The 17,750-nt window shown below is 74.6% G+C and carries 18 protein-coding genes; 11 read left to right on the forward strand and 7 right to left on the reverse strand.

From position 1 onward, the window contains the following. Positions 1-23: 23 nt before the first annotated feature. Complete coding sequence (locus ACZ3ZE_RS15300; RefSeq protein ID WP_467259345.1) at positions 24-671, reverse strand: vitamin K epoxide reductase family protein; 648 nt, start codon at positions 669-671, stop codon at positions 24-26. A 19-nt stretch (positions 672-690) separates the two neighbouring features. Beyond that, positions 691-1,194: a DUF5949 family protein gene (locus ACZ3ZE_RS15305; protein WP_361176043.1), complete on the reverse strand. Its 504-nt coding sequence runs from the start codon at positions 1,192-1,194 to the stop codon at positions 691-693. 149 nt (positions 1,195-1,343) lie between these two features. Here ACZ3ZE_RS15305 and ACZ3ZE_RS15310 point away from each other — a divergent pair, with 149 nt between their 5' ends. Then, entirely contained in the window at positions 1,344-1,781 is a 438-nt protein-coding gene (locus ACZ3ZE_RS15310; protein WP_361176040.1) for a tyrosinase family oxidase copper chaperone, read from the forward strand. Beyond that, the gene (locus ACZ3ZE_RS15315) at positions 1,765-2,631 is read left to right on the forward strand and encodes a tyrosinase family protein (protein ID WP_361176037.1); all 867 of its coding nucleotides are present in this window, start codon (positions 1,765-1,767) and stop codon (positions 2,629-2,631) included. The genes ACZ3ZE_RS15310 and ACZ3ZE_RS15315 overlap by 17 nt, the downstream gene beginning before the upstream one ends. 50 nt (positions 2,632-2,681) lie before the next feature. On the opposite strand, the gene ACZ3ZE_RS15320 is transcribed toward ACZ3ZE_RS15315, so the two are convergent. The 5 genes from ACZ3ZE_RS15320 to ACZ3ZE_RS15340 form a co-directional block, all read right to left on the reverse strand. Further along, the gene (locus ACZ3ZE_RS15320; RefSeq protein ID WP_361176034.1) at positions 2,682-2,954 is read right to left on the reverse strand and encodes a chaplin; all 273 of its coding nucleotides are present in this window, start codon (positions 2,952-2,954) and stop codon (positions 2,682-2,684) included. Between the two features lie 295 nt (positions 2,955-3,249). Then, positions 3,250-3,744: a hypothetical protein gene (locus ACZ3ZE_RS15325; RefSeq protein ID WP_361176032.1), complete on the reverse strand. Its 495-nt coding sequence runs from the start codon at positions 3,742-3,744 to the stop codon at positions 3,250-3,252. 131 nt (positions 3,745-3,875) lie between these two features. Further along, positions 3,876-4,823: an LPXTG cell wall anchor domain-containing protein gene (locus ACZ3ZE_RS15330; protein ID WP_467259348.1), complete on the reverse strand. Its 948-nt coding sequence runs from the start codon at positions 4,821-4,823 to the stop codon at positions 3,876-3,878. Between the two features lie 252 nt (positions 4,824-5,075). Further along, entirely contained in the window at positions 5,076-5,342 is a 267-nt protein-coding gene (locus tag ACZ3ZE_RS15335; RefSeq protein WP_361176026.1) for a hypothetical protein, read from the reverse strand. A gap of 538 nt (positions 5,343-5,880) precedes the next feature. Next, entirely contained in the window at positions 5,881-6,120 is a 240-nt protein-coding gene (locus ACZ3ZE_RS15340; RefSeq protein WP_361176023.1) for a chaplin, read from the reverse strand. Positions 6,121-6,520: 400 nt separating this feature from the next. On the opposite strand from ACZ3ZE_RS15340, the gene ACZ3ZE_RS15345 reads away from it, so the two are divergent. Genes ACZ3ZE_RS15345 through ACZ3ZE_RS15385 form a run of 9 tightly spaced genes read left to right on the forward strand, consistent with a single transcriptional unit; the run spans position 6,521 to position 17,733 of the window. Continuing rightward, the gene (locus tag ACZ3ZE_RS15345; RefSeq protein ID WP_361176020.1) at positions 6,521-7,609 is read left to right on the forward strand and encodes a DUF3344 domain-containing protein; all 1,089 of its coding nucleotides are present in this window, start codon (positions 6,521-6,523) and stop codon (positions 7,607-7,609) included. After that, entirely contained in the window at positions 7,503-8,720 is a 1,218-nt protein-coding gene (locus tag ACZ3ZE_RS15350) for a glycosyltransferase (RefSeq protein WP_467259351.1), read from the forward strand. The genes ACZ3ZE_RS15345 and ACZ3ZE_RS15350 overlap by 107 nt, the downstream gene beginning before the upstream one ends. Beyond that, a complete protein-coding gene (locus ACZ3ZE_RS15355) occupies positions 8,717-10,150 on the forward strand; it encodes a sugar transferase (RefSeq protein ID WP_361176010.1) in 1,434 nt (477 codons plus the stop codon). Before ACZ3ZE_RS15350 ends, ACZ3ZE_RS15355 begins: the two co-directional genes overlap by 4 nt. Before the next feature lie 2 nt (positions 10,151-10,152). Next, complete coding sequence (locus ACZ3ZE_RS15360) at positions 10,153-11,484, forward strand: O-antigen ligase family protein (protein WP_442305332.1); 1,332 nt, start codon at positions 10,153-10,155, stop codon at positions 11,482-11,484. Then, positions 11,477-14,071, forward strand: coding sequence for a murein biosynthesis integral membrane protein MurJ (gene murJ / locus ACZ3ZE_RS15365; protein WP_467259354.1), 2,595 nt, complete (start codon positions 11,477-11,479; stop codon positions 14,069-14,071). The genes ACZ3ZE_RS15360 and murJ overlap by 8 nt, the downstream gene beginning before the upstream one ends. Continuing rightward, positions 13,986-14,777 (forward strand): polysaccharide deacetylase family protein, encoded by a 792-nt coding sequence (locus tag ACZ3ZE_RS15370; protein ID WP_361176004.1) that lies wholly within the window; start codon positions 13,986-13,988, stop codon positions 14,775-14,777. The genes murJ and ACZ3ZE_RS15370 overlap by 86 nt, the downstream gene beginning before the upstream one ends. Then, the gene (locus ACZ3ZE_RS15375) at positions 14,774-15,934 is read left to right on the forward strand and encodes a glycosyltransferase (RefSeq protein ID WP_361176001.1); all 1,161 of its coding nucleotides are present in this window, start codon (positions 14,774-14,776) and stop codon (positions 15,932-15,934) included. The genes ACZ3ZE_RS15370 and ACZ3ZE_RS15375 overlap by 4 nt, the downstream gene beginning before the upstream one ends. Positions 15,935-15,946: 12 nt before the next feature. Beyond that, positions 15,947-16,594 (forward strand): YveK family protein, encoded by a 648-nt coding sequence (locus ACZ3ZE_RS15380; protein WP_361175998.1) that lies wholly within the window; start codon positions 15,947-15,949, stop codon positions 16,592-16,594. Beyond that, positions 16,591-17,733, forward strand: coding sequence for a GNAT family N-acetyltransferase (locus tag ACZ3ZE_RS15385; protein ID WP_363290993.1), 1,143 nt, complete (start codon positions 16,591-16,593; stop codon positions 17,731-17,733). Before ACZ3ZE_RS15380 ends, ACZ3ZE_RS15385 begins: the two co-directional genes overlap by 4 nt. Positions 17,734-17,750: the final 17 nt, after the last annotated feature.

Here is a 17,750-nt window from a genome sequence, read left to right on the forward strand (position 1 = left end):
GCCAGGAGGAGGGAGGACGCACGTCAGCTGGTCCAGAACTCCCACCAGCGGGTCAGGATCAACATCCCGATGATCCCGATGTGCAGCACCGGCGGCGCGAAGGCGAACTCCCCGAGGAAGCCCTTCACGGCGGCCGGCGCGGGCAGCGTCCCGTTCCGCACGTTGAGCGCGGTGACGTACCAGAACATGGTGATCGTGGCGCACCAGGCCAGACAGCACCACAGACAGAGCGAGTTGATCTCGTAGAGCGACTGGTACATCAGCCAGGCGCAGAAGCCGACCCCGAACAGCATCCCCGCGTTGAGCGCGAGCCAGAACCAGCCCCGGTAACGGGCGCCGGCCAGGATCCCGGCGCCCACGGCGACGACCACGGCGTACGTGGCGAGCCCCAGCATCGGGTTCGGGAACCCGAACACCGCGGCCTGCTCGCTCTTCATGATGTTGCCGCACGAGACGACCGGGTTGAGGCTGCACCCCGGCTGGAAGCCCGGGTCCTCCAGGAGCTTGAACTTGTCGATCGTGATGACCCAGCCGGCCAGCACGCCCGCCGCGCCCGTCACCATGAGCATCCAGGCGAAGGCCCGGCTCGCGCCGTACCCCGCTCCGCCGGTCCGCTCGTCCTCCTGCTGCCGCTGCCCCGGTACCGCGCCCCGTACGTTCACCGTCGCCATGACGCCGCCCCCTCGCCGCTCAGCCCTGGATCCGGCTCACCGGCACCGCGATGTGGCCCGTGTTCCGCACGACCTCGTCGGCGGAGACGAACGCCCTGAGACCCGCCTCGTCCACCGGCGCGCCCGGCTCCGCGTCCGTCCACGGCACGACCGGCACCTTCACGATGACGTGGCCGGTCTCGTACGCCGCCGCCTGCCAGTCCGCCGACACCGGGCACTGCGCGTTCATGAACGGCAGGGTGAGCACGGCCCGCTCCGCCTCGACGAGCAGATGCGCCCCGATCCCCCGCTCCTGGCCGGCGTCGACGACGATGTCGCCGATCGGCACGCCCATGCCCTCCAGCGTCGCCCGCAGCTCCGCCTCGCCGGCCTCCCGGCCGTGCAGGCCGTCACCGAGCGAATAGACCATCAGGAAAGGGGTGGCGGGCATGTCGTCGGTGGGCCCGAGGGTCCACGAGATGACGGTGAGCGTGCCCATCGTATGGGCGCTGTGCTCCGTCGGCAGGACGTTGGAAGTGGTCATGGATCCGGATGCTAGGGGACGAACACCCGCCACCCTCCGCCGAATTCACTCATTCGGCCGACATTCCCTCCGCTGGCATTTCCGGCGCAACGAACCGCGGTTTACATCGTTGTGCCCAGAGGGCATCAGCCGACCTCAGGAGATCGCTCATGATCGTCCCGCGCCGCACCGCTCTGCGGTCCCTCTTCGCGCTGGCCGTCACCGCTTTCACGGGCGGCGCGCTGGCCCGGATCGGCACGCCGGGTGAGAACCGGCCCCCCGGTCCCGGCCCGCTCGCCGCGGGCCCCGGCCCCGACCCGGCCGTCACGGCCGGTGTCGCCTTCGACGAGATGTACGCCGGGCGGCGCATCCAGGGCTACCCGGGGCCGGGCGGCGAGCCGCTGGCCCTCGTCGACGGCCGGCCGCTCCATCTGATGCGCTGCGCCGACGGCGGTTTCGTCACCCCGATCGACCACTACGAGTCCTGCCCGACGCCGCTGGCGGCCGTCCGCGCGGCCGTGGACGAGCTGGGCTCCGCCCCGCTCTCCCGCCTCGCCGCCGCCCACGGCGCCCATCCGGAAGGGAGCCCGCGTGGCGTACACGCGTAAGAACCAGCGCGATCTGACGAGCGCCGAGCGGAAGCGGTTCGTCTCCGCCGTCCTCGAACTCAAGCGGACCGGGACGTACGACGACTTCGTCCGCACCCACATCGACCACTACGTCGCCGACGGCGAGGGCAAGCGGCGCGAGGCGCACATGTGCCCCAGCTTCCTGCCCTGGCACCGCAAGTTCCTGCTGGAGTTCGAGCGGGCGCTGCGCCGGATCGACCCGGCGGTGACCGTGCCGTACTGGGACTGGACGCGCGACGCCACCCCGGCCGCCTCCCTGTGGAGCGACGACTTCATGGGCGGCAACGGGCGCCGGGGCGACTTCCAGGTGATGACCGGCCCCTTCGCGTACGCGGGCGGCCGCTGGACGGTCAAGCAGAACATGACCGAGGGCAACTTCCTCACCCGTGACTTCGGGCGCCCGCGCGACCCGATCACGCTGCCGACGGCCGCGCAGGTCGAGGAGGTCATGGGCGAGCGGGCGTACGACGTGGCGCCGTGGAACTCGACCAGCGCGTCCGGCTTCCGCAACCGGATGGAGGGCTGGTCCGGCGGCCAGGGCAACGAGCGCTTCCGGGCGCACAACCGGGTGCACCGCTGGGTGGGCGGGATGATGCTGGGCGGCGCCTCGGTCAACGACCCGGTGTTCTGGCTGCACCACGCCTTCGTCGACCTGCTCTGGTCGCGCTGGCAGCAGCGCAATCCGGGGGCGGGCTATCTGCCGAAGGACCCGCCGCCGCTGGGCGATCCGCAGTACCGGCGGGTCGCGTCGCTGAACGAGCGGCTCGGCCCGTGGAACGTGACCCCGGCGGAGCTGCTCGACCACAGCGGCATCTACCGCTACGCATGACAGCGTCCCCCCGGCCCGTCGGGCCGGGGGGACGCTGTCGGGGCCGGGATTCAGCCGCCGTAGCCGCCGTCGCTCTGGTGGCCGTCGACGTTCGCGCACTGGTTGCCGAAGGTCGGGTTCAGCAGGCCGATGACGCTGACGCTGTTGCCGCAGAGGTTGATCGGCACGTGGACCGGGACCTGCACGACGTTGCCGGAGGCGACGCCGGGGGAGTGAGCGGCGACGGCCTCGGCGCCGGAGTCGGCGACGGCCATGCCGGCTCCGCTGAGGGCAACGGCACCCGTGCCGGCGAGGACAGCGGCAGCCTTCGCGATGCGAGACATCAAGAACTCCTTGAACGTGGAATGCGACCGCGAGAATCACGGTCACGCGTTTCTTCAACGCCGAAATGGCGTGCGGGTCACGGCCATTGCGCCGAATGGAAACCAAATCGGAAGAGATGGCCCGCGGATCACCCGTTCGCCCGCCGTCGGATACGGCGGAGCGGACCGGGATCCGCGGGCCGCGGCCATGCGACAAGCCTTCACCTGCAACGAGCGGAGATCCCTCGGGTGGCGGGAAGAATCGTGTCTTCACCCGCCGGATCAAAGGTCGTACAAATGAACGCCGTCCGGCCGGCTACGGCGCCAGGCCCAGCTGCGGGTCCAGCGCGCCGTTCAGCGCGGGGGTGAGGACGCCCACCTCGGGCGCGGTGAGCCCCGGGAGCAGCCCGCCGGCCTGCGGGGTGCGGACCGCGTTGCCCACGGTGGCACCGGGGGTGGCGGCCTTCATCTCGGCGCGGGGGCTGGTGAGCTCGGCGGTGCCCGGCTCGCTGCCCCTGAGGACCTCGGGCAACGGGGCGGCGACGTCGGTCCTCGACAGGGTGCTGTCGAGCGGGATACGGGGCAGGGTGAGGTCCGGCAGGCTGCCGACGCCCTGGTGGAAGCCGGTGGGCGCACCCGGCACCGGCGTGGGGACGCCGGTCTCGAGGGTGGGGGCGTCCATCGGGATCACCGGCTCGAGGCCCTGGAGCGGGACCACCACGGGGGCGTCGGCGACGGCGGGGGTCGCCAGGGCCGCGGACGCGAGAGCGGTGGCCAGGAGACCCAGGCCGGCGTGAGATCGCAGATTCATGTCCTGCAAACGAGTCCCGGGCACGGAACGTGACGCGATTCCCCTGAGTGCAGCAACGCCGCGGGTCCTCACCGGTGAGCGGTGAGGACCCGGGTTGACGTGACGTCAGTACGGCGTGCCCATCGACCGGTTCAGTGGCGGCCGCGGACCAGCCGGCCGCCGCGCAGGTACATCACGCTGCCGCCGACGAGGAGGGCGGCGCTGATCGCGGCGGCGCCCAGGAGGGCGGCGGAGTCGCTGCCGGTGTCGGGGAGGTGCGGGGGCTCGCTGGGGTGACCGGGCGGAGGACCACAGTCAGGCCCCTCCTCACCGTACTCGCAGCCGGGTCCGCCGGGGTGGGTGGGCGGCTGAGTGGTGGGACCACAGTCAGGCCCCTCCTCACCGTACTCGCAGCCGGGTCCGCCGGGGTGGGTGGGCGGCTGCGTGGTGGGACCGCAGTCGGGACCCTCCTCACCGTACTCACAGCCGGGTCCGCCGGGGTGGGTGGGCGGCTGAGTGGTGGGGGGATGCGTGGTGGGCGGCTGCGTCGTGGGCGGGTGCGTGGTCGGCGGCTGCGTCGTCGGAGGGTGGGTCGTGGGCGGCTGCGTGGTCGGCGGGTGCGTCGTCGGGGGCTGCGTGGTCGGCGGGTGCGTCGTGGGGCCGCAGTCCGGCCCCTCCTCGCCGTACTCGCAGCCGGGTTCGCCCGGGTGGGTGGGCGGCTGAGTGGTGTGCGGGGGTGTGGTCCCACCACCGGGCGGCGTCGTGTGGCCGCCCGGCGGGGTGGGGTGGTCACCGGGCGGGTGCCCCTCCTCCCCGTAGCCGCCGGGCTCGTCGTCCCCGTGGCCGCCGGGGTCGTCGGCGGCGGAGTGGACCGCCTTGGCGCACATGTCGCTGACGGCGGCGCCCATGGCCCCGAGGTGCGCGTGGTCGCCGCAGACGTCGGCCGCGGCGGGCATCCGGCCGTGGTTCCCCGTGCCGGGTCCGGGCGCGTCCCCCGCGGCGATGGCAGCGTTCGCCGCGAGGGCGAAGCCGCCGGTGAGCGAGAGCATGCCGGTCGCCGCCGCCATGGTGAGCATTTTCCTGGTGATGATGGGTCGCATACCGCTCTTCCTCTGGGAAAGGGAGAGACCGGCGAGGATCCCCCCTCGCTCCGACCGGCCCGCGTTCCCCGCCGTCCGTCTGCGCGGGGATGGCGAGAGCGTATGGAGCGAGCGCCGCGCATGATCGACCCCACGCGACACATGATCCGAAAATCATTCAATCGGACCCAAAGGGAGGGCAGACGAAAGCCCTGGCGGGGAAGGTCCGCCAGGGCCCGCTACAGCAGGGTGGTGTGACTGCGCGTCAGTCCGTCAGCCGCCGAGCGGGAGGCCGCCGAGCAGACCGGTCGCACCCTTGCCCGCCTGGTTCAGCTGACCCGCGGCCTCGGTCACCTTCTGGACGGGCGAGCCGTCCGTGGTGCTGCTGAGCGCTTCCGACTTCAGGCCGGAGCTGGTCAGCGATCCGAGGCCACCGTCCAGGCTGGAGGGCACCATCGACTCCGCGGCCATCGCGGGCGCGGCGACACCCAGGGCCATCACAGAACCGGCGATGACCGCGGCAACCTTGGTGGGCTTCATGAATGAGGATCCTTCCTTCTGGCGTACACGTGTCGGCGCAAGCAACTCACTTGCCGCACAGGCTTCTTGAATGATCCCCGTGCGTCGTTCTGCCTTCTGTAACGAGACGCACGCTCCCCGGAAACTCCGGGGGGAGGGATTTCTCGACGCTGCACCCGAATGATTCGGGCCGGTGTTATCGGCCGATGGAATGACGTACGAGCGGCCGCACCCGCCCGGGAGGACCGGGCGGCCGGGCGGCGCGACCGCAGGAGACGCACACGCGTTCCCTTTCCTCGCGGGTCGGCCGACCCCGCCCTCACCGTGCCTGCGGGTATAGCCGTCCGCGACCGGAGAACTACTGAGCGCCACGTCTCCGTTCGAGTGAATCCCGTTCCCGACCTGTCCCCCTCAGGGGCGTACGCCGTTGCACCGGACGGCGCACAGGGGTGCGTCCAAACGAGTCACCACCCAGTCAGCAGACGGCGAAAGGCCGGCGCGCCACCCCTGGCGGGGGCGGCGCGCCGGCCTCGGAAGGACCACGATCCGGCGTGCGAGATCAGGCGTTGACGCAGGTGTTGCCGAAGGTCGGGTTCAGCAGGCCGATCACGTTGACGGTGTTGCCGCAGACGTTGACCGGGACGTGGACCGGGACCTGGACGACGTTGCCGGACAGCACACCCGGGGAGCCCACGGCCGCGGCCTCGGCACCGGCGTCGGCAGCGGCGACACCGGCCGTGCCGGCGACGGCGGCGGCGGCACCGAGGGACAGGACGACGGCCTTCGCGATACGGGACATGAAGAGGATCTCCTCGATCGATGGGAAGCGACGGGAACTACTGCGACTGCGAGGTCGGCGCGGACGGTTCAGCCCGGCTCCTTCAACAACGCCCAGGCAATTCATCGGTTGCTCTCCCGAACGGGTGACGTTCAACCGATCTTTGGGCCATAGGAGGGTCATTCGAGTGACCGGACCTGAAAAGGGGCAACACGCCCAACGAGGAACCGGCCGTAAGGGTACGGAAGTTAGCGTTTGTGAGCATCTAATGCTTACTATCGCCCGCCGTGGGGGTTATAACGTTCCCGAACGTTGCTTCCGGTCCCGTCACGCGTTCTTGCATTTTGCGCGGACGACACCTTCCTCTCTCCCGGTCTACACGGGTCTTCCCTTCCTTCTCTCATCAAAGCGGAGAACCTGTATGCGGAATTCAGCGGTTCATGCCGTACGCCGGAGCCTGCTCTGCGCCGTGTCGTGCGCGGCTTTCTCCGCCGCGCTCCCGGCCGCGTCCGCCGTCGCGCCGCCGGCGGCGGAAGCCACCCGGCTCGCCTTCGCCCCGCGGTACCAGGCCGTCCAGCACGGCGGCATCGTCCGGGCCGCCAACGCCTCGGCCAAGGGCAGGCTGGGCACCGAGCGGGCCAACGACGGCGCCACGATCGGGTACGTGGACGTCGACGACGACGCCAACACCTACAACTCCAGCCGCGCCGAGCTGCGCGTCCCCGAGGGGGCCCGGGTCAGCTGGGCCCGCCTGTACTGGGGCGGCAACCTGCGCGTCGGCGAGCAGAAACCGCCCAAGGACAACCGCCGGGTGCTGATCGCCGAGCCCGGCGGCCGGTACAAGGCGCTGCTCGCCGACACCACCACCGGTCACCGCACCGGCGACGGCGCCGACGCCTTCCAGGCCTCCGCCGACGTCACCGAGCTGGTCCGCTCGTCCCGTCCGGGGCTGTGGACCGTCGCCCAGGTCAACGTGGCGATGGGCCGTTCGGCCGTCGGTGGATGGGGTGGCTGGACGCTGGTCGCCGCGTACGAGAAGGCCGCCGAGCCGTTGCGCCGACTGGCGGTATGGGACGGCTTCGAAACGCTCGGCCCGAAGAACCGCGAGCTGGGAATCCCGCTCGCGCTCGGCAAGGACCGCATTCCCCAGGGGGCGGGCGGGCTGCTCGGGCTGGTCGCCTATGACGGCGACCGCGGGACTTCCGGGGATTACCTCGCGGTGGAATCCGAACGGTCCAAGGCCGTCACGCGGAGCGTGCTCTCCGATTCCGCGAATTCCGCGGACGACGTGATGAACTCCAGCATCACGGAATCGGGGAAGAGTCGGATGAAACGACTGCCCGCTCATCAGAACACCCTGGGGTACGACTCCGACGTCTTCGATCTGCGGGGGGCGCTGCGCCATGGGGCCGATCGTTTCCACATCCGCGTCGGCACCAGGACGGACACCGTCTGGCTCGGCGCGCTCTTCCTCCAGGCGGACGTCCGGCGGGCCGACGCCCGGCGCTGACGTGCTGCACGCGGTCCAGCCGGGTGACGGCGGCGTCGCCCGGGTCGTCACCGACCTGGTCCGCGCGCAGCTGGCGGACGGGCTGCGGGTCGCCGTGGCCTGCCCGCCCGACACCGATCTCGCCGCTGCCGTACGGGCCGAGGGCGCCGACACGTACGCGTGGCGGGCGGGCCGGGACCCCGGCCCCGGGACCGTACGGGAGACCCGGCAGCTCGGCCGGATCGTCCGTGCCGTGCGCCCCGCGCTCGTCCACGCGCACAGCGCCAAGGCCGGCCTGTGCGCGCGACTCGCCCTGCGTGGACGGGTTCCGACGGTGTATCAGCCGCACGCCTGGTCCTTCGAGGCGGTCGAGGGGACGACCGCGACGCTCGCCCGGCGCTGGGAGCGCTGGGCCGCCCGCTGGACGGCCCGGATCGTCTGCGTCAGCGAGGCCGAGCGGCGCACCGGCGAGGCGGCCGGGGTGCGGGGGCCCTGGTCGGTGATCCACAACGGGGTGGACGCGGGGCGCTTCGCGCCCGGCGACGAGGAGCCCGCCGACGGCGACGCGGCCGGGCCGCTCGTCGTGTGCGTGGGCCGGCTCTGCCGGCAGAAGGGCCAGGACGTGCTGCTCGCCGCCTGGCCCGAGGTGCTCGCCGCCGCGCCGGACGCCCGGCTCGTCCTGGTCGGCGAAGGACCCGACGGGGAACGGCTGCGGGCCGCCGCCGGGCCCTCGGTGCGCTTCACCGGCGCCGTGACCGACACCGCGCCCTGGTACCGGGCCGCCGACCTCGTCGTGCTGCCCTCCCGCTGGGAGGGCATGGCGCTCGCGCCGCTGGAGGCGATGGCGAGCGGACGCCCGGTCGTGGTCGGCGACGTGGACGGCGCGCGCGAGAGCCTGCCGCCCGGACATGAGGAGCTGTGCCTGGTCCCGCCCGGGGACCCGGCCGCCCTCGCCGCCGCGCTCGGCCGCCTGCTGGGCGAGCCCGGGCTGCGGCGCTCACTGGGCCAGGAGGCCCGCGAGCACGTACTCAGCAGTTTCGATGTGCGGCGCACCGGCGCGGCCGTCGCGGAGCTCTACCGCGAACTGGCCGGAGTGCGGTGCACGCAGCACAGAGAGCCGATTGCGCAGTGACTACCGAAAGCACCAGCGTCCCTTCCACGCCGGGCCCGTGGCCCTCGGCGGGTCCCTTCGCGGGACTCGCCTCCCTGGCGCCGCCGCGCAGCGGCTCCGACCGGCTCGCGCTGCCGCCGCGGCGCCCGGTCCGGGTCCGGTCGCTCACCGTGCCGCTGCTGGCTGCCGACACCGGCGCCGTCCTGCTCGCGGTCTGCGTGCTGTCCGCGGCGCACCGGCGCTGGGAGCTGTCGCTGCTGGTCGCCGGCCTCGTCGTGCTGCTCGACGGCCGGGCCGGTCTGTACCGGCCGGGCGCCGTGCTCGCCGGGGCCCTGGACGAGCTGCCCGCGCTGGCCTCCCGCGCCGGGGTCGCCTGGTGCGTGACGGCCGCCGCGGTCGCCGCGTACGCCCCCGGGCTCGCGATCGGCCCGCTGCGGCTGTGCGGCGCGTACGGGACGCACCTCGTGGCGGTGGTCTCGGTGCGCGGTCTCGTGCACGCGCGGCGCCGGCGGACGGCCCGGGCGCATCCGCGGTCGGCGCTCGTGGTCGGGTCGCCGGGCGCGGCGCGCCGGTTCGCCTCGGCGCTCGGGCAGCACCCCGAGTACGGCATCCGGCCGGTGGGTCTGGTCGCCGGGCGGGCGGACGGCGAGCGGGGGCTCCCGGTGCTCACCTCGACCGAGGAGATCCACCGGGCGGTCATCCAGAACACCGTCCGCGACGCCGTCTTCCTCACCGAGGACGACGGGCTCGTGACGCTCTTCCAGCACTACGGCTGCACCACCTGGCGGGTCGGCGGCGAACCGCGGCAGGGGGCGATGGGCGACCACCTGTGGGGGTACGGCAGCCACCGTCTGGTGCCGATCTCCGAGCGGCGCGGGCTGACCGCCAAGCGGGCCCTGGACGTGGCGCTCGCCGCCCCGGCGCTCGCGGTCGCGCTGCCGGTGCTGCTGGTGTGCGCGCTCGCGGTGCGGCTCGCGGACGGACCCGGGGTGCTGTTCCGGCAGGAGCGGGTGGGCCAGAACGGGCGCCTGTTCACGCTGCTCAAGTTCCGTACGCTGCGCCCGTCGGACGAGACGGAGTCGGCGACCCGGTGGAGCGTCGCCGACGACCACCGGATGAGCGCCGCCGGGCACTTCCTGCGCAAGACCTCGCTGGACGAGCTGCCGCAGCTGTGGAACGTGCTGCGCGGCGACATGAGCCTGGTCGGGCCGCGGCCCGAACGGCCGTACTTCGTGGCCCAGTTCAGCCGGGTCCACGCGGGCTACGCGGCCCGGCACCGGATGCCGGTGGGGCTCACCGGCCTCGCCCAGGTGCACGGACTGCGCGGCGACACCTCGATCGAGGACCGCTGCCGCTTCGACAACCACTACATCGACCACTGGTCGCTCTGGCAGGACGTGTGCATCCTGCTGCGCACGGCGGCCGGGCTCGTGCGACCGACGGGGAGCTGACGATGGCGACGGCCGTTTCGCTGCCGGGGACCGGACGGGTCTCCCCCGCCGGCTCCGGGGTTCGGGAAGGGGTGCGCAGGGCCGGGACGCTGTCCCCGGTGCTCGCCGTGATCGCCCTGCTGCTGGTGCCGGGCGGCGGGGGCGGCGCGCAGGGCGGGACGGGCGGAACGGGCACGGTCGCCGACGCGGCGTCGGGGCTCCTCGTCCTCATCTGCCTGGTGCGGGTGGTGCGTTCCGGGGCCCGGCCGCTGAGCCGGGCGGCGGCCGTCGTCCTCGGGCTGCCCGTGCTCGGCATCTGCCTGGCCGCGATCACCTCCAACGACCCGGGCGCCAGCCTGCCGGGCGTCGCCCGCTACCTGCAGATCTTCGTGCTCGTCCCGGCGGCCGTGCTCCTGATGATCCGTGACCGCCGGGACTTCGCCGTGGTGGCGTGGGCGCTGGTCGGCCTGGGACTGCTCCAGGGCGGGGTGGGGGTCGTGCAGTTCCTGACCGGCACCGGCGCCTCGTACCAGGGCGAGGACATCCGCGCGGTCGGCACCTTCGGGGCGACCGACGTGATGGGCATGGCGACGGTCGTCGCGTACGCGCTGGTCATCGCGACCGGCCTCGCGCTGGGCGGCCCGGCCGGCCGGGCCCGTACGGCGGCGCTGGTCTGCGCCGGACTGCTCTTCCTGCCGCTCGTCCTCTCCTTCAGCCGGGGCGCGTGGATCGCGACCGTGCTGACCTGCGCGCTGCAACTGGTCCTGTCGGGGCTGCGGCGGGCCGGGCGGGTCGCGCTCGCGGCGGGCGCGCTGGGTGTCGTCCTGGTGGGCGGGCTCGGCATCGGCTCGGAGATGGTGAAGGAGCGGGTCACCAGCATCAGCCAGGTCGCGGCGGCGCCCGACCAGTCGGTGACCGACCGGTACACCCTGTGGGCGGCGGCGGGCCGGATGTGGCGCAGCGAGCCGCTGACCGGCGTGGGCCTGAAGGGCTTCCCCGCCTACCGCGACTCGAACGCCTCGCTCGCGCTCTCCTCCGGCAGCGACACGGCCGGCGCGGGCGCCGTCTTCCAGCGGCAGCCGCTGCTGTCCCCGCACAACATGTACCTGCTGGTCCTGAGCGAGCAGGGCCTGATCGGTCTGCTGGCCCTCGCGGGCAGCTGGGCGGCCCTCCTGGTCGCGGCCCTGCGGCGGCGCCGGCTGGGCGCGGACTGCGCGCTGGTCGCGGTCGGCGTGCTGTCCTGGCAGCTCATCGACTTCTTCTACGCGGACATCGGCGGCCCCTCCACGGTCCTGATGTCGGTCGTCCTCGGCCTGGCCGCGTGGTGGTCGCTGGCGGAGGTGCGCCGTGCGTGACCCGTGGTCCGACCCCCCGGACCCGACGGACACCGCCCCGGTCCCGCCCGCCCCCCTCACCGGCGCGCGGGACCCCGGCACGCCCACGGGCGGCGCCGCGACGGCCGGGCCCACGGGGGGTCGGGCCGCGACCGGACCCGCGGACCCCTGGACGGCCGGCCCGGCGGGCGACGCGCTGTGCGAGCTGCCCCCGGGCGGTGTGACCGGACCCGCGGGGGGTCCGGTCACACCGGCCGGCGGGACGGCCGGATACGCGGCCGGCCCGGCGGCGCCCGGCGGATTCGGCGGCGACCCCGCGGCCGGTCCCGTGGCGCCCGCCGGCTCCGGTGCGGGGTTCACGGACAGTCCGACACTGGCGCTCGGTGGCCTCGGTGGACTCGCCGGTCTCGGCGGCCTCGGGGGATTCGGCGGACTCGCCGGTCTCGGCGGCGGCCTCCCCGGAGCTCCGACCACGCACGATGGCTCCGGCGGCGCCGGTGGCGGGCTCTCGGACCCCTGGGCGGCCGGTGGTTCGGCCGAGGACACGCTGGACCTGCTCTGCGGGCTGCCGCAGGACGGTCCCGCCGGGGCCGAGGCGCGGCGGCGCGCGGGCGTGGCGCGCGGGCACGGGGCGCGGGCCCTGGCCGGGACTCCGGTGGCGCGGGCCGCCACGGTGGCCGGGCGGGCGGGCCGTGCGGGCGGGCCCGCGCACCGGGCGCCGTCCGGTGCGCGGGGCGGGCGCAGGCCCGGTACGGCTCCGGTGCCGGAGCACGACGGGCGGACCGCGCTCCTGGGCGGCCGGCCGCTGGCCGGCGGCGCCCGGCCCCTCGCACCCGCCGCCCGGCCGGTCCCGTCGGCGGACGGCGAGCGGGGCTGGACGCCCCGGGCGGCGCCCGCCGCCCGCCCGGCGACGGGCACCGCCCGCCACGCGCGCCGCAGGACCGCGACGCCCTCGGCTCCTTCCTCCCCTTCCTCGTCCTCTGGCCGTTTCCTGTTCCGGGCCGCCGTCGTGACGGCGGCGCTCACGGCCGTCGGGGCGGTGCTCGGGCTCGTACGGGACCAGATCCTGGCGCGGTACTTCGGGGCGGGAGCCGAGACCGACGCGTTCCTCGTGGCGTGGACGGTGCCGGAGTTCGCGTCGACGCTGCTCATCGAGGACGCGATGGCGCTGATCCTGGTGCCCGCGTTCTCGCATGCCCTGGCCCGCCGCTCGGGCTCCCTGTTCGGGGACCCGGTGCGGGCCCTCGTACGGGCCACGCTGCCCCGGCTCGTCCTCGCCGTCGCGGCCGTGTCCGCGCTGCTCGTCGTGACCGCCCCGCTGCTGGTGTCCGCGCTGGCGCCGGGGCTGCCGGACCCGCGGCTCGCCGTCGACTGCACCCGGCTGACGGCGACCTGCGTGCTGTCGTTCGCGCTCGCCGGGTACTGCTCGGCCGCCCTGCGCGCGCACGACTCGTTCCTGCCGCCGGCCGCGATCTACGTCGCGTACAACATCGGCATCATCGGCACGATCCTGGTCCTGCGCGAGCCGTTCGGCGTACGGGCCGCCGCCGCGGGGGTGGCCGTCGGCGGCGTTCTGATGGTGCTGGTGCAGGCGCCTTCGCTGGTGCGGGAGCTGCGCACCCGGCCGGTGCCGAAGGAGGAGCCGGTGCCGGTGCCGGCCGGCGACGGGCGGCTGCTCGTGCTCGGGATGATCGCGCCGGTCATCCTCTTCGCGCTCACCCGCCAGTCGCAGATCCTCATCGAGCGGTTCCTCGCCTCGCCGCTCCCGGCCGGGTCCATCTCGCATCTGAACTACGCGCAGAAGGTCGCGCAGATGCCGATGATCCTCTCCCTGATGCTGTGCACGGTCAGCTTCCCCGTCGTCGCCCGCGCCCTCGCGGCCGGTGAGGCGGAGGCGGCCCGCCGCCGGGTCGAGCGGGATCTGCTGCTGGCCGCGGTCGTCGTCCTGATCGGCGCGTCGACGGTCATCGCCGCCGCGCCGCAGATCGTCCAGCTCCTCTTCCAGCGCGGCGCGTTCGACGCCTCCGACACCTCGGCGACGGCCACCGTCATGCGGGTGTACGCGCTCGGCCTGCTCGGCCAGACCATGGTCGGCGCCCTGGTCCGCTGCTACTTCTCCGCCGCCCGCCCGCTCTGGTACCCGGCCGCCGCCATGGCCACCGGGCTCGCCGTGACCGGGCTCGCCGGAACGGCCGGCGCCCATCTGTGGGGCGCCGCCGGCATCGCCGGCGCCAACGCGCTCGGCATCACCGTGACCGCCGTGATGCTGCTGCTCGGCGCGCACCGCCAGTCCGTGCCGATCGACGTGCGCCACCTCGGCGAGGGCCTGCTGCGGCTCACCACCGCGGGCGCCTGGGCCACCGGCGCCGGCTGGCTGTGCTCCGTCGCGATCGGCCCGCCCGTGCTCGCCGTCACCGTCGCCGCGCTCGTGGTCGTCGGCGTGTTCGTGCTGTTCATCGGGTGCGCCGCCAAGGCGCCCGAGATTCCGCCCCTCCCCCGATCCGCCTGCCGAAGGACCCCCCATGCCCGCCGCCGTGCTGCGTCGAATGCTGCCGATGCCACCCCTGTGGGTGGCGATGTACCACTCGATCGCGGACAGCCCCGATGATCCGTACCGGCTGACCGTCTCGCCCGTGCGTTTCGCCCGGCAGCTGCGCTGGCTGGGCGAGCGGGGGCTGCGCGGGGTGTCCGTACGGGAGCTGCTGGCGGCGGCGGCCGAGGGCCGGGCCCGCGGGCTCGTCGGGCTGACCTTCGACGACGGCTACGCCGACTTCGTCGAATCGGCGGTGCCGCTGCTGCGCCGGCACGGCTTCACCGCGACCGTGTACGTGCTGCCGGGCCGCCTCGGCGGCGACAACGCGTGGGACCGGCTGGGCCCGCGCAGGCCGCTGCTCGACGAGGACGGCATCCGGCGGGCGGCCGCCGCCGGCATGGAGATCGGCTCGCACGGGCTGCGCCACGTCGACCTGGTGGAACTGGCGGACGGCGACGGCGAGGCCCTCGTCGCCGAGACCCGGCACAGCCGGGAGCTCATCGAGGACATCACCGGCGACCCGGTGGACGGCTTCTGCTACCCGTACGGGAAGGTCGACGCCCGGGTCGTGCGCGCCGTCCGCAAGGCCGGCTACCGCCACGCCTGCGCGATCGACCCCGGCCCGCTGAGCGGCGCGTTCGCCCTGCCGCGGGTGCACGTCGGCGAGGCCGACACCGCCTGGCGGCTGACCGCCAAGCGGGTCCTGCACCCGCTGCGCCGCCGCCGGCCCGCCGATGTGACCCCCGCGCGGCGCGGGCCGGCCAGGGCCGTCCTGTCGTGAGCGCGGAGCCTCGCGGCGACCTCAAGGTGCTGCATGTGATCACCGGGCTCGGCATCGGCGGCGCCGAACAGCAGCTGCGGCTGCTGCTGCGCCACCTGCCGGTGCGGGGGCGGGTGGTGACGCTGACCAACCCGGGAGCGGTCGCCGAGGGCATCGAGGCCGACGGCACGCCGGTCACCCACCTCGGCATGACCGGCAACCGGGACCTGGGCGCGCTGCCCCGGCTGACCCGGCTGATCCGGCAGGGCGGTTACGACCTCGTCCACACCCATCTGTACCGGGCCTGCGTGTACGGCCGGGCCGCCGCCCGGCTCGCCGGGGTCCGCTCCGTCATCGCGACCGAGCACTCCCTGGGCGAGGCCCAGATCGAGGGGCGCCCGCTGTCGGCCGGGACGCGGGCGCTGTACCTGGCGTCCGAGCGGCTCGGCACCTCCACGGTCGCCGTCTCGCCGAGCGTCGCCCACCGCCTGGCCCGGTGGGGCGTGGCCCCGTCCCGTATCCGGGTGGTGCCCAACGGCATCGAGACCGGCCGCTTCGCCCACGACCCGCGGGCGCGGGCCATGACGAGGGCGGCGCTCGGCCTGCCGGCCGACGCGTTCGTGGTGGGCGGGGTGGGGAGGCTGGCGCCCGGGAAGCGCTTCGACCGGCTGGTGCGGGCGGTGGCCTCGGTGCCGGAGGCGCGGCTGCTGCTCGTCGGCGAGGGCGAGCGGCGGGCGGAGCTGCTGCGGGTGGCCCGGGAGTGCGGGGCCGCCGACCGGGTGCTGCTCGCGGGGGCGTTCGCGGACCCGCCGGCCGGTCCGGCGGGCGGGCGGCCCGATCTGCCGTCGCTGCTCGCCGCGATGGACGTCTTCGTGTCGACCTCCCCCGACGAGACCTTCGGGCTCGCGGTCGTCGAGGCGCTGGCGGCGGGGCTGCCCGTGCGGTACGTGGCCTGTCCCGCGATCGACGACCTGCCGCCGGGCGCGGCGCCCGGCGCCCGTCGGATCGGCGAGTCCGTGCCCGAGCTGATCGCCGCCCTGCGCGAACTGCGGGCCGCCCCGCCCGGGCGGCTGCCGCAGCCGGAGGCCGCCCGCCACTACGACATCACGCACAGCGCCCGGCAGTTGCTGTCCCTCTACGACCAGGCCGTCCGCGGCACCCCTCTTCCCGTGAAGTGAGAGCTGAGCACCATGACCACGACCCCGCCACGTTCCTCCCTCCTCACCCCCGCCCGCTGGATGGTGCTGCCCGCCGCCGCGCTCGCCGGCGCGGTCCTCGGCGGCGGCTACGGCGCGCTGAAGGCCCCGCAGTACGCGGCGACCAGCTATGTCATCGTCGTCCCGTCGGAGAAGTCCGACCCGGCCTCGGCGCTCGGCTTCGCCCAGGCGTACGGGCGGGTCGCCACCGACATCGCGGTGACCGGCGACGCCCAGGTGTGGGCGGGCGTCTCCGCGGACACGCTGCGTTCCAGCGTGCAGGCGGCGACCTCGCCGGACGCGCCGATGATCTCGATCACGGCCCGCTCGGCGAAGCCCGCGCAGGCCATGTCGATGGCCGACGGGGTGGCCCGCGCGCTGGTCCTCGACAGCTCGCACGTCGCCTCCAACACCGGCGTGAAGGTCGTCCAGTTCTCCCGGGCGACGAAGCCGGTCACGCCGGTGTCCCCGTCGGCACCGCTGTCGGCGCTGGTCGGCGCCTGTGCGGGCGGGCTGCTCGGCGGCCTGGTCCTGCTGGTCCGGCCGAAGCGGGCCGCGCGGACCGAGGCCCGCCACTCGCGGCAGGGCGCCGCCGTACCGGGCCCGGCCATGGCGACCCAGCCGGAACCGGAGGCGGTGTGAGCGGCAGATCGCTTCACGCCGAGATCTGCCGGGACGGCGCGGAGTTCGGCCGGCTCGGCCCCGAGTGGGCGGCGCTGTACGCCCGGTGCGCGACGGCGACACCGTTCCAGTCGCACGCCTGGCTGCACTCCTGGTGGCTGTCGTACGGCCGGCCGGGCGCCCTGCGGGTGGTCCTGGTCCGGCGGACGGACGGCACGCTGGTCGCGGCGGCGCCGCTGATGCGGGCCGCGGGGCCGCTGCCGGTCCTCACCCAGCTCGGCGGCACGATCACCGACTTCACCGACGTCCTCCTCGACGACGGCTGCCCGGACGCGGTGCCCGCGCTCGCCGAGGCGCTGGCGGGCGCGGCGCGCGGCGCGCTGGTCGACCTGCGCGAGGTACGGCCCGGGGCGGCGGCCGAGCGGGTCTTCGACGCGTGGCACGGCCCGCGGCGACGGCTCGCGGACTCCCTCTGCCTGGAACTGCCCGCCGTACCGATGGAGGCCCTGCTCGAACGCATCCCGTCGGGCAAGGCCCAGCGGGTACGGGCGAAGCTACGCAAGTTGGACGCGCTCGGCATCGACGAGCACATCGTGCCCGCGCCCGAGGTCCCGGCCGCCCTGGGCCGGCTGCTGAAGCTGCATCAACTCCAGTGGCAGGGCCGGGGCGTGACCGCCGAGCACACCAGCGAGCGGTTCGCCCAGCACCTGGCGCGGGCCGTGCGGCCGATGGTCGAGTGCGGCGACGCGATGGTCACCGAGTTCCGGCTCGCCGGAGACGTGGTGGCGGCCGACCTCACCCTCATGTCACGGCGGCTCGCGGGCGGATACCTGTACGGCGCCGACCCCGCGCTGCGCGCCCGTAAGGTGGACGTGGCGACGATGCTGCTGCGGCACGGGGCCCGCGAGACCAGCGCGAGCGGCCGGGCGACGCTGAGCATGTTGCGCGGCACCGAACCGTACAAACACCACTGGCGCCCCGAGACCGTACCCAACCAGCGTCTCCTGCTGGGCGTCCGGAGCTCGGCCCCGCTGCTGTGGCTGCGCGCGGGCGCGGCGGCGGGGCGGCGCTGGGCGGCCCGGCAGGCGCGGGAGCGGGAGTGGCTGGGGCGCGCGCTGGGCCGGCTGCCCGGCCGGACGCCGAACGGCGGCGGAGGATGACCTCCTCCACCGCCGCG

This window comes from Streptomyces sp. NPDC023157 (assembly GCF_055560575.1).

Coding starts and splice junctions, on each gene's coding strand:
- ACZ3ZE_RS15300 (WP_467259345.1), bottom strand. CDS start 671: ATGGCGACGGTGAACGTACGGGGCGCGGTACCGGGGCAGCGGCAGCAG.
- ACZ3ZE_RS15305 (WP_361176043.1), bottom strand. CDS start 1,194: ATGACCACTTCCAACGTCCTGCCGACGGAGCACAGCGCCCATACGATG.
- ACZ3ZE_RS15310 (WP_361176040.1), top strand. CDS start 1,344: ATGATCGTCCCGCGCCGCACCGCTCTGCGGTCCCTCTTCGCGCTGGCC.
- ACZ3ZE_RS15320 (WP_361176034.1), bottom strand. CDS start 2,954: ATGTCTCGCATCGCGAAGGCTGCCGCTGTCCTCGCCGGCACGGGTGCC.
- ACZ3ZE_RS15325 (WP_361176032.1), bottom strand. CDS start 3,744: ATGAATCTGCGATCTCACGCCGGCCTGGGTCTCCTGGCCACCGCTCTC.
- ACZ3ZE_RS15330 (WP_467259348.1), bottom strand. CDS start 4,823: ATGCGACCCATCATCACCAGGAAAATGCTCACCATGGCGGCGGCGACC.
- ACZ3ZE_RS15335 (WP_361176026.1), bottom strand. CDS start 5,342: ATGAAGCCCACCAAGGTTGCCGCGGTCATCGCCGGTTCTGTGATGGCC.
- ACZ3ZE_RS15340 (WP_361176023.1), bottom strand. CDS start 6,120: ATGTCCCGTATCGCGAAGGCCGTCGTCCTGTCCCTCGGTGCCGCCGCC.
- ACZ3ZE_RS15345 (WP_361176020.1), top strand. CDS start 6,521: ATGCGGAATTCAGCGGTTCATGCCGTACGCCGGAGCCTGCTCTGCGCC.
- ACZ3ZE_RS15350 (WP_467259351.1), top strand. CDS start 7,503: ATGGGGCCGATCGTTTCCACATCCGCGTCGGCACCAGGACGGACACCG.
- ACZ3ZE_RS15360 (WP_442305332.1), top strand. CDS start 10,153: ATGGCGACGGCCGTTTCGCTGCCGGGGACCGGACGGGTCTCCCCCGCC.
- ACZ3ZE_RS15370 (WP_361176004.1), top strand. CDS start 13,986: ATGCCCGCCGCCGTGCTGCGTCGAATGCTGCCGATGCCACCCCTGTGG.
- ACZ3ZE_RS15380 (WP_361175998.1), top strand. CDS start 15,947: ATGACCACGACCCCGCCACGTTCCTCCCTCCTCACCCCCGCCCGCTGG.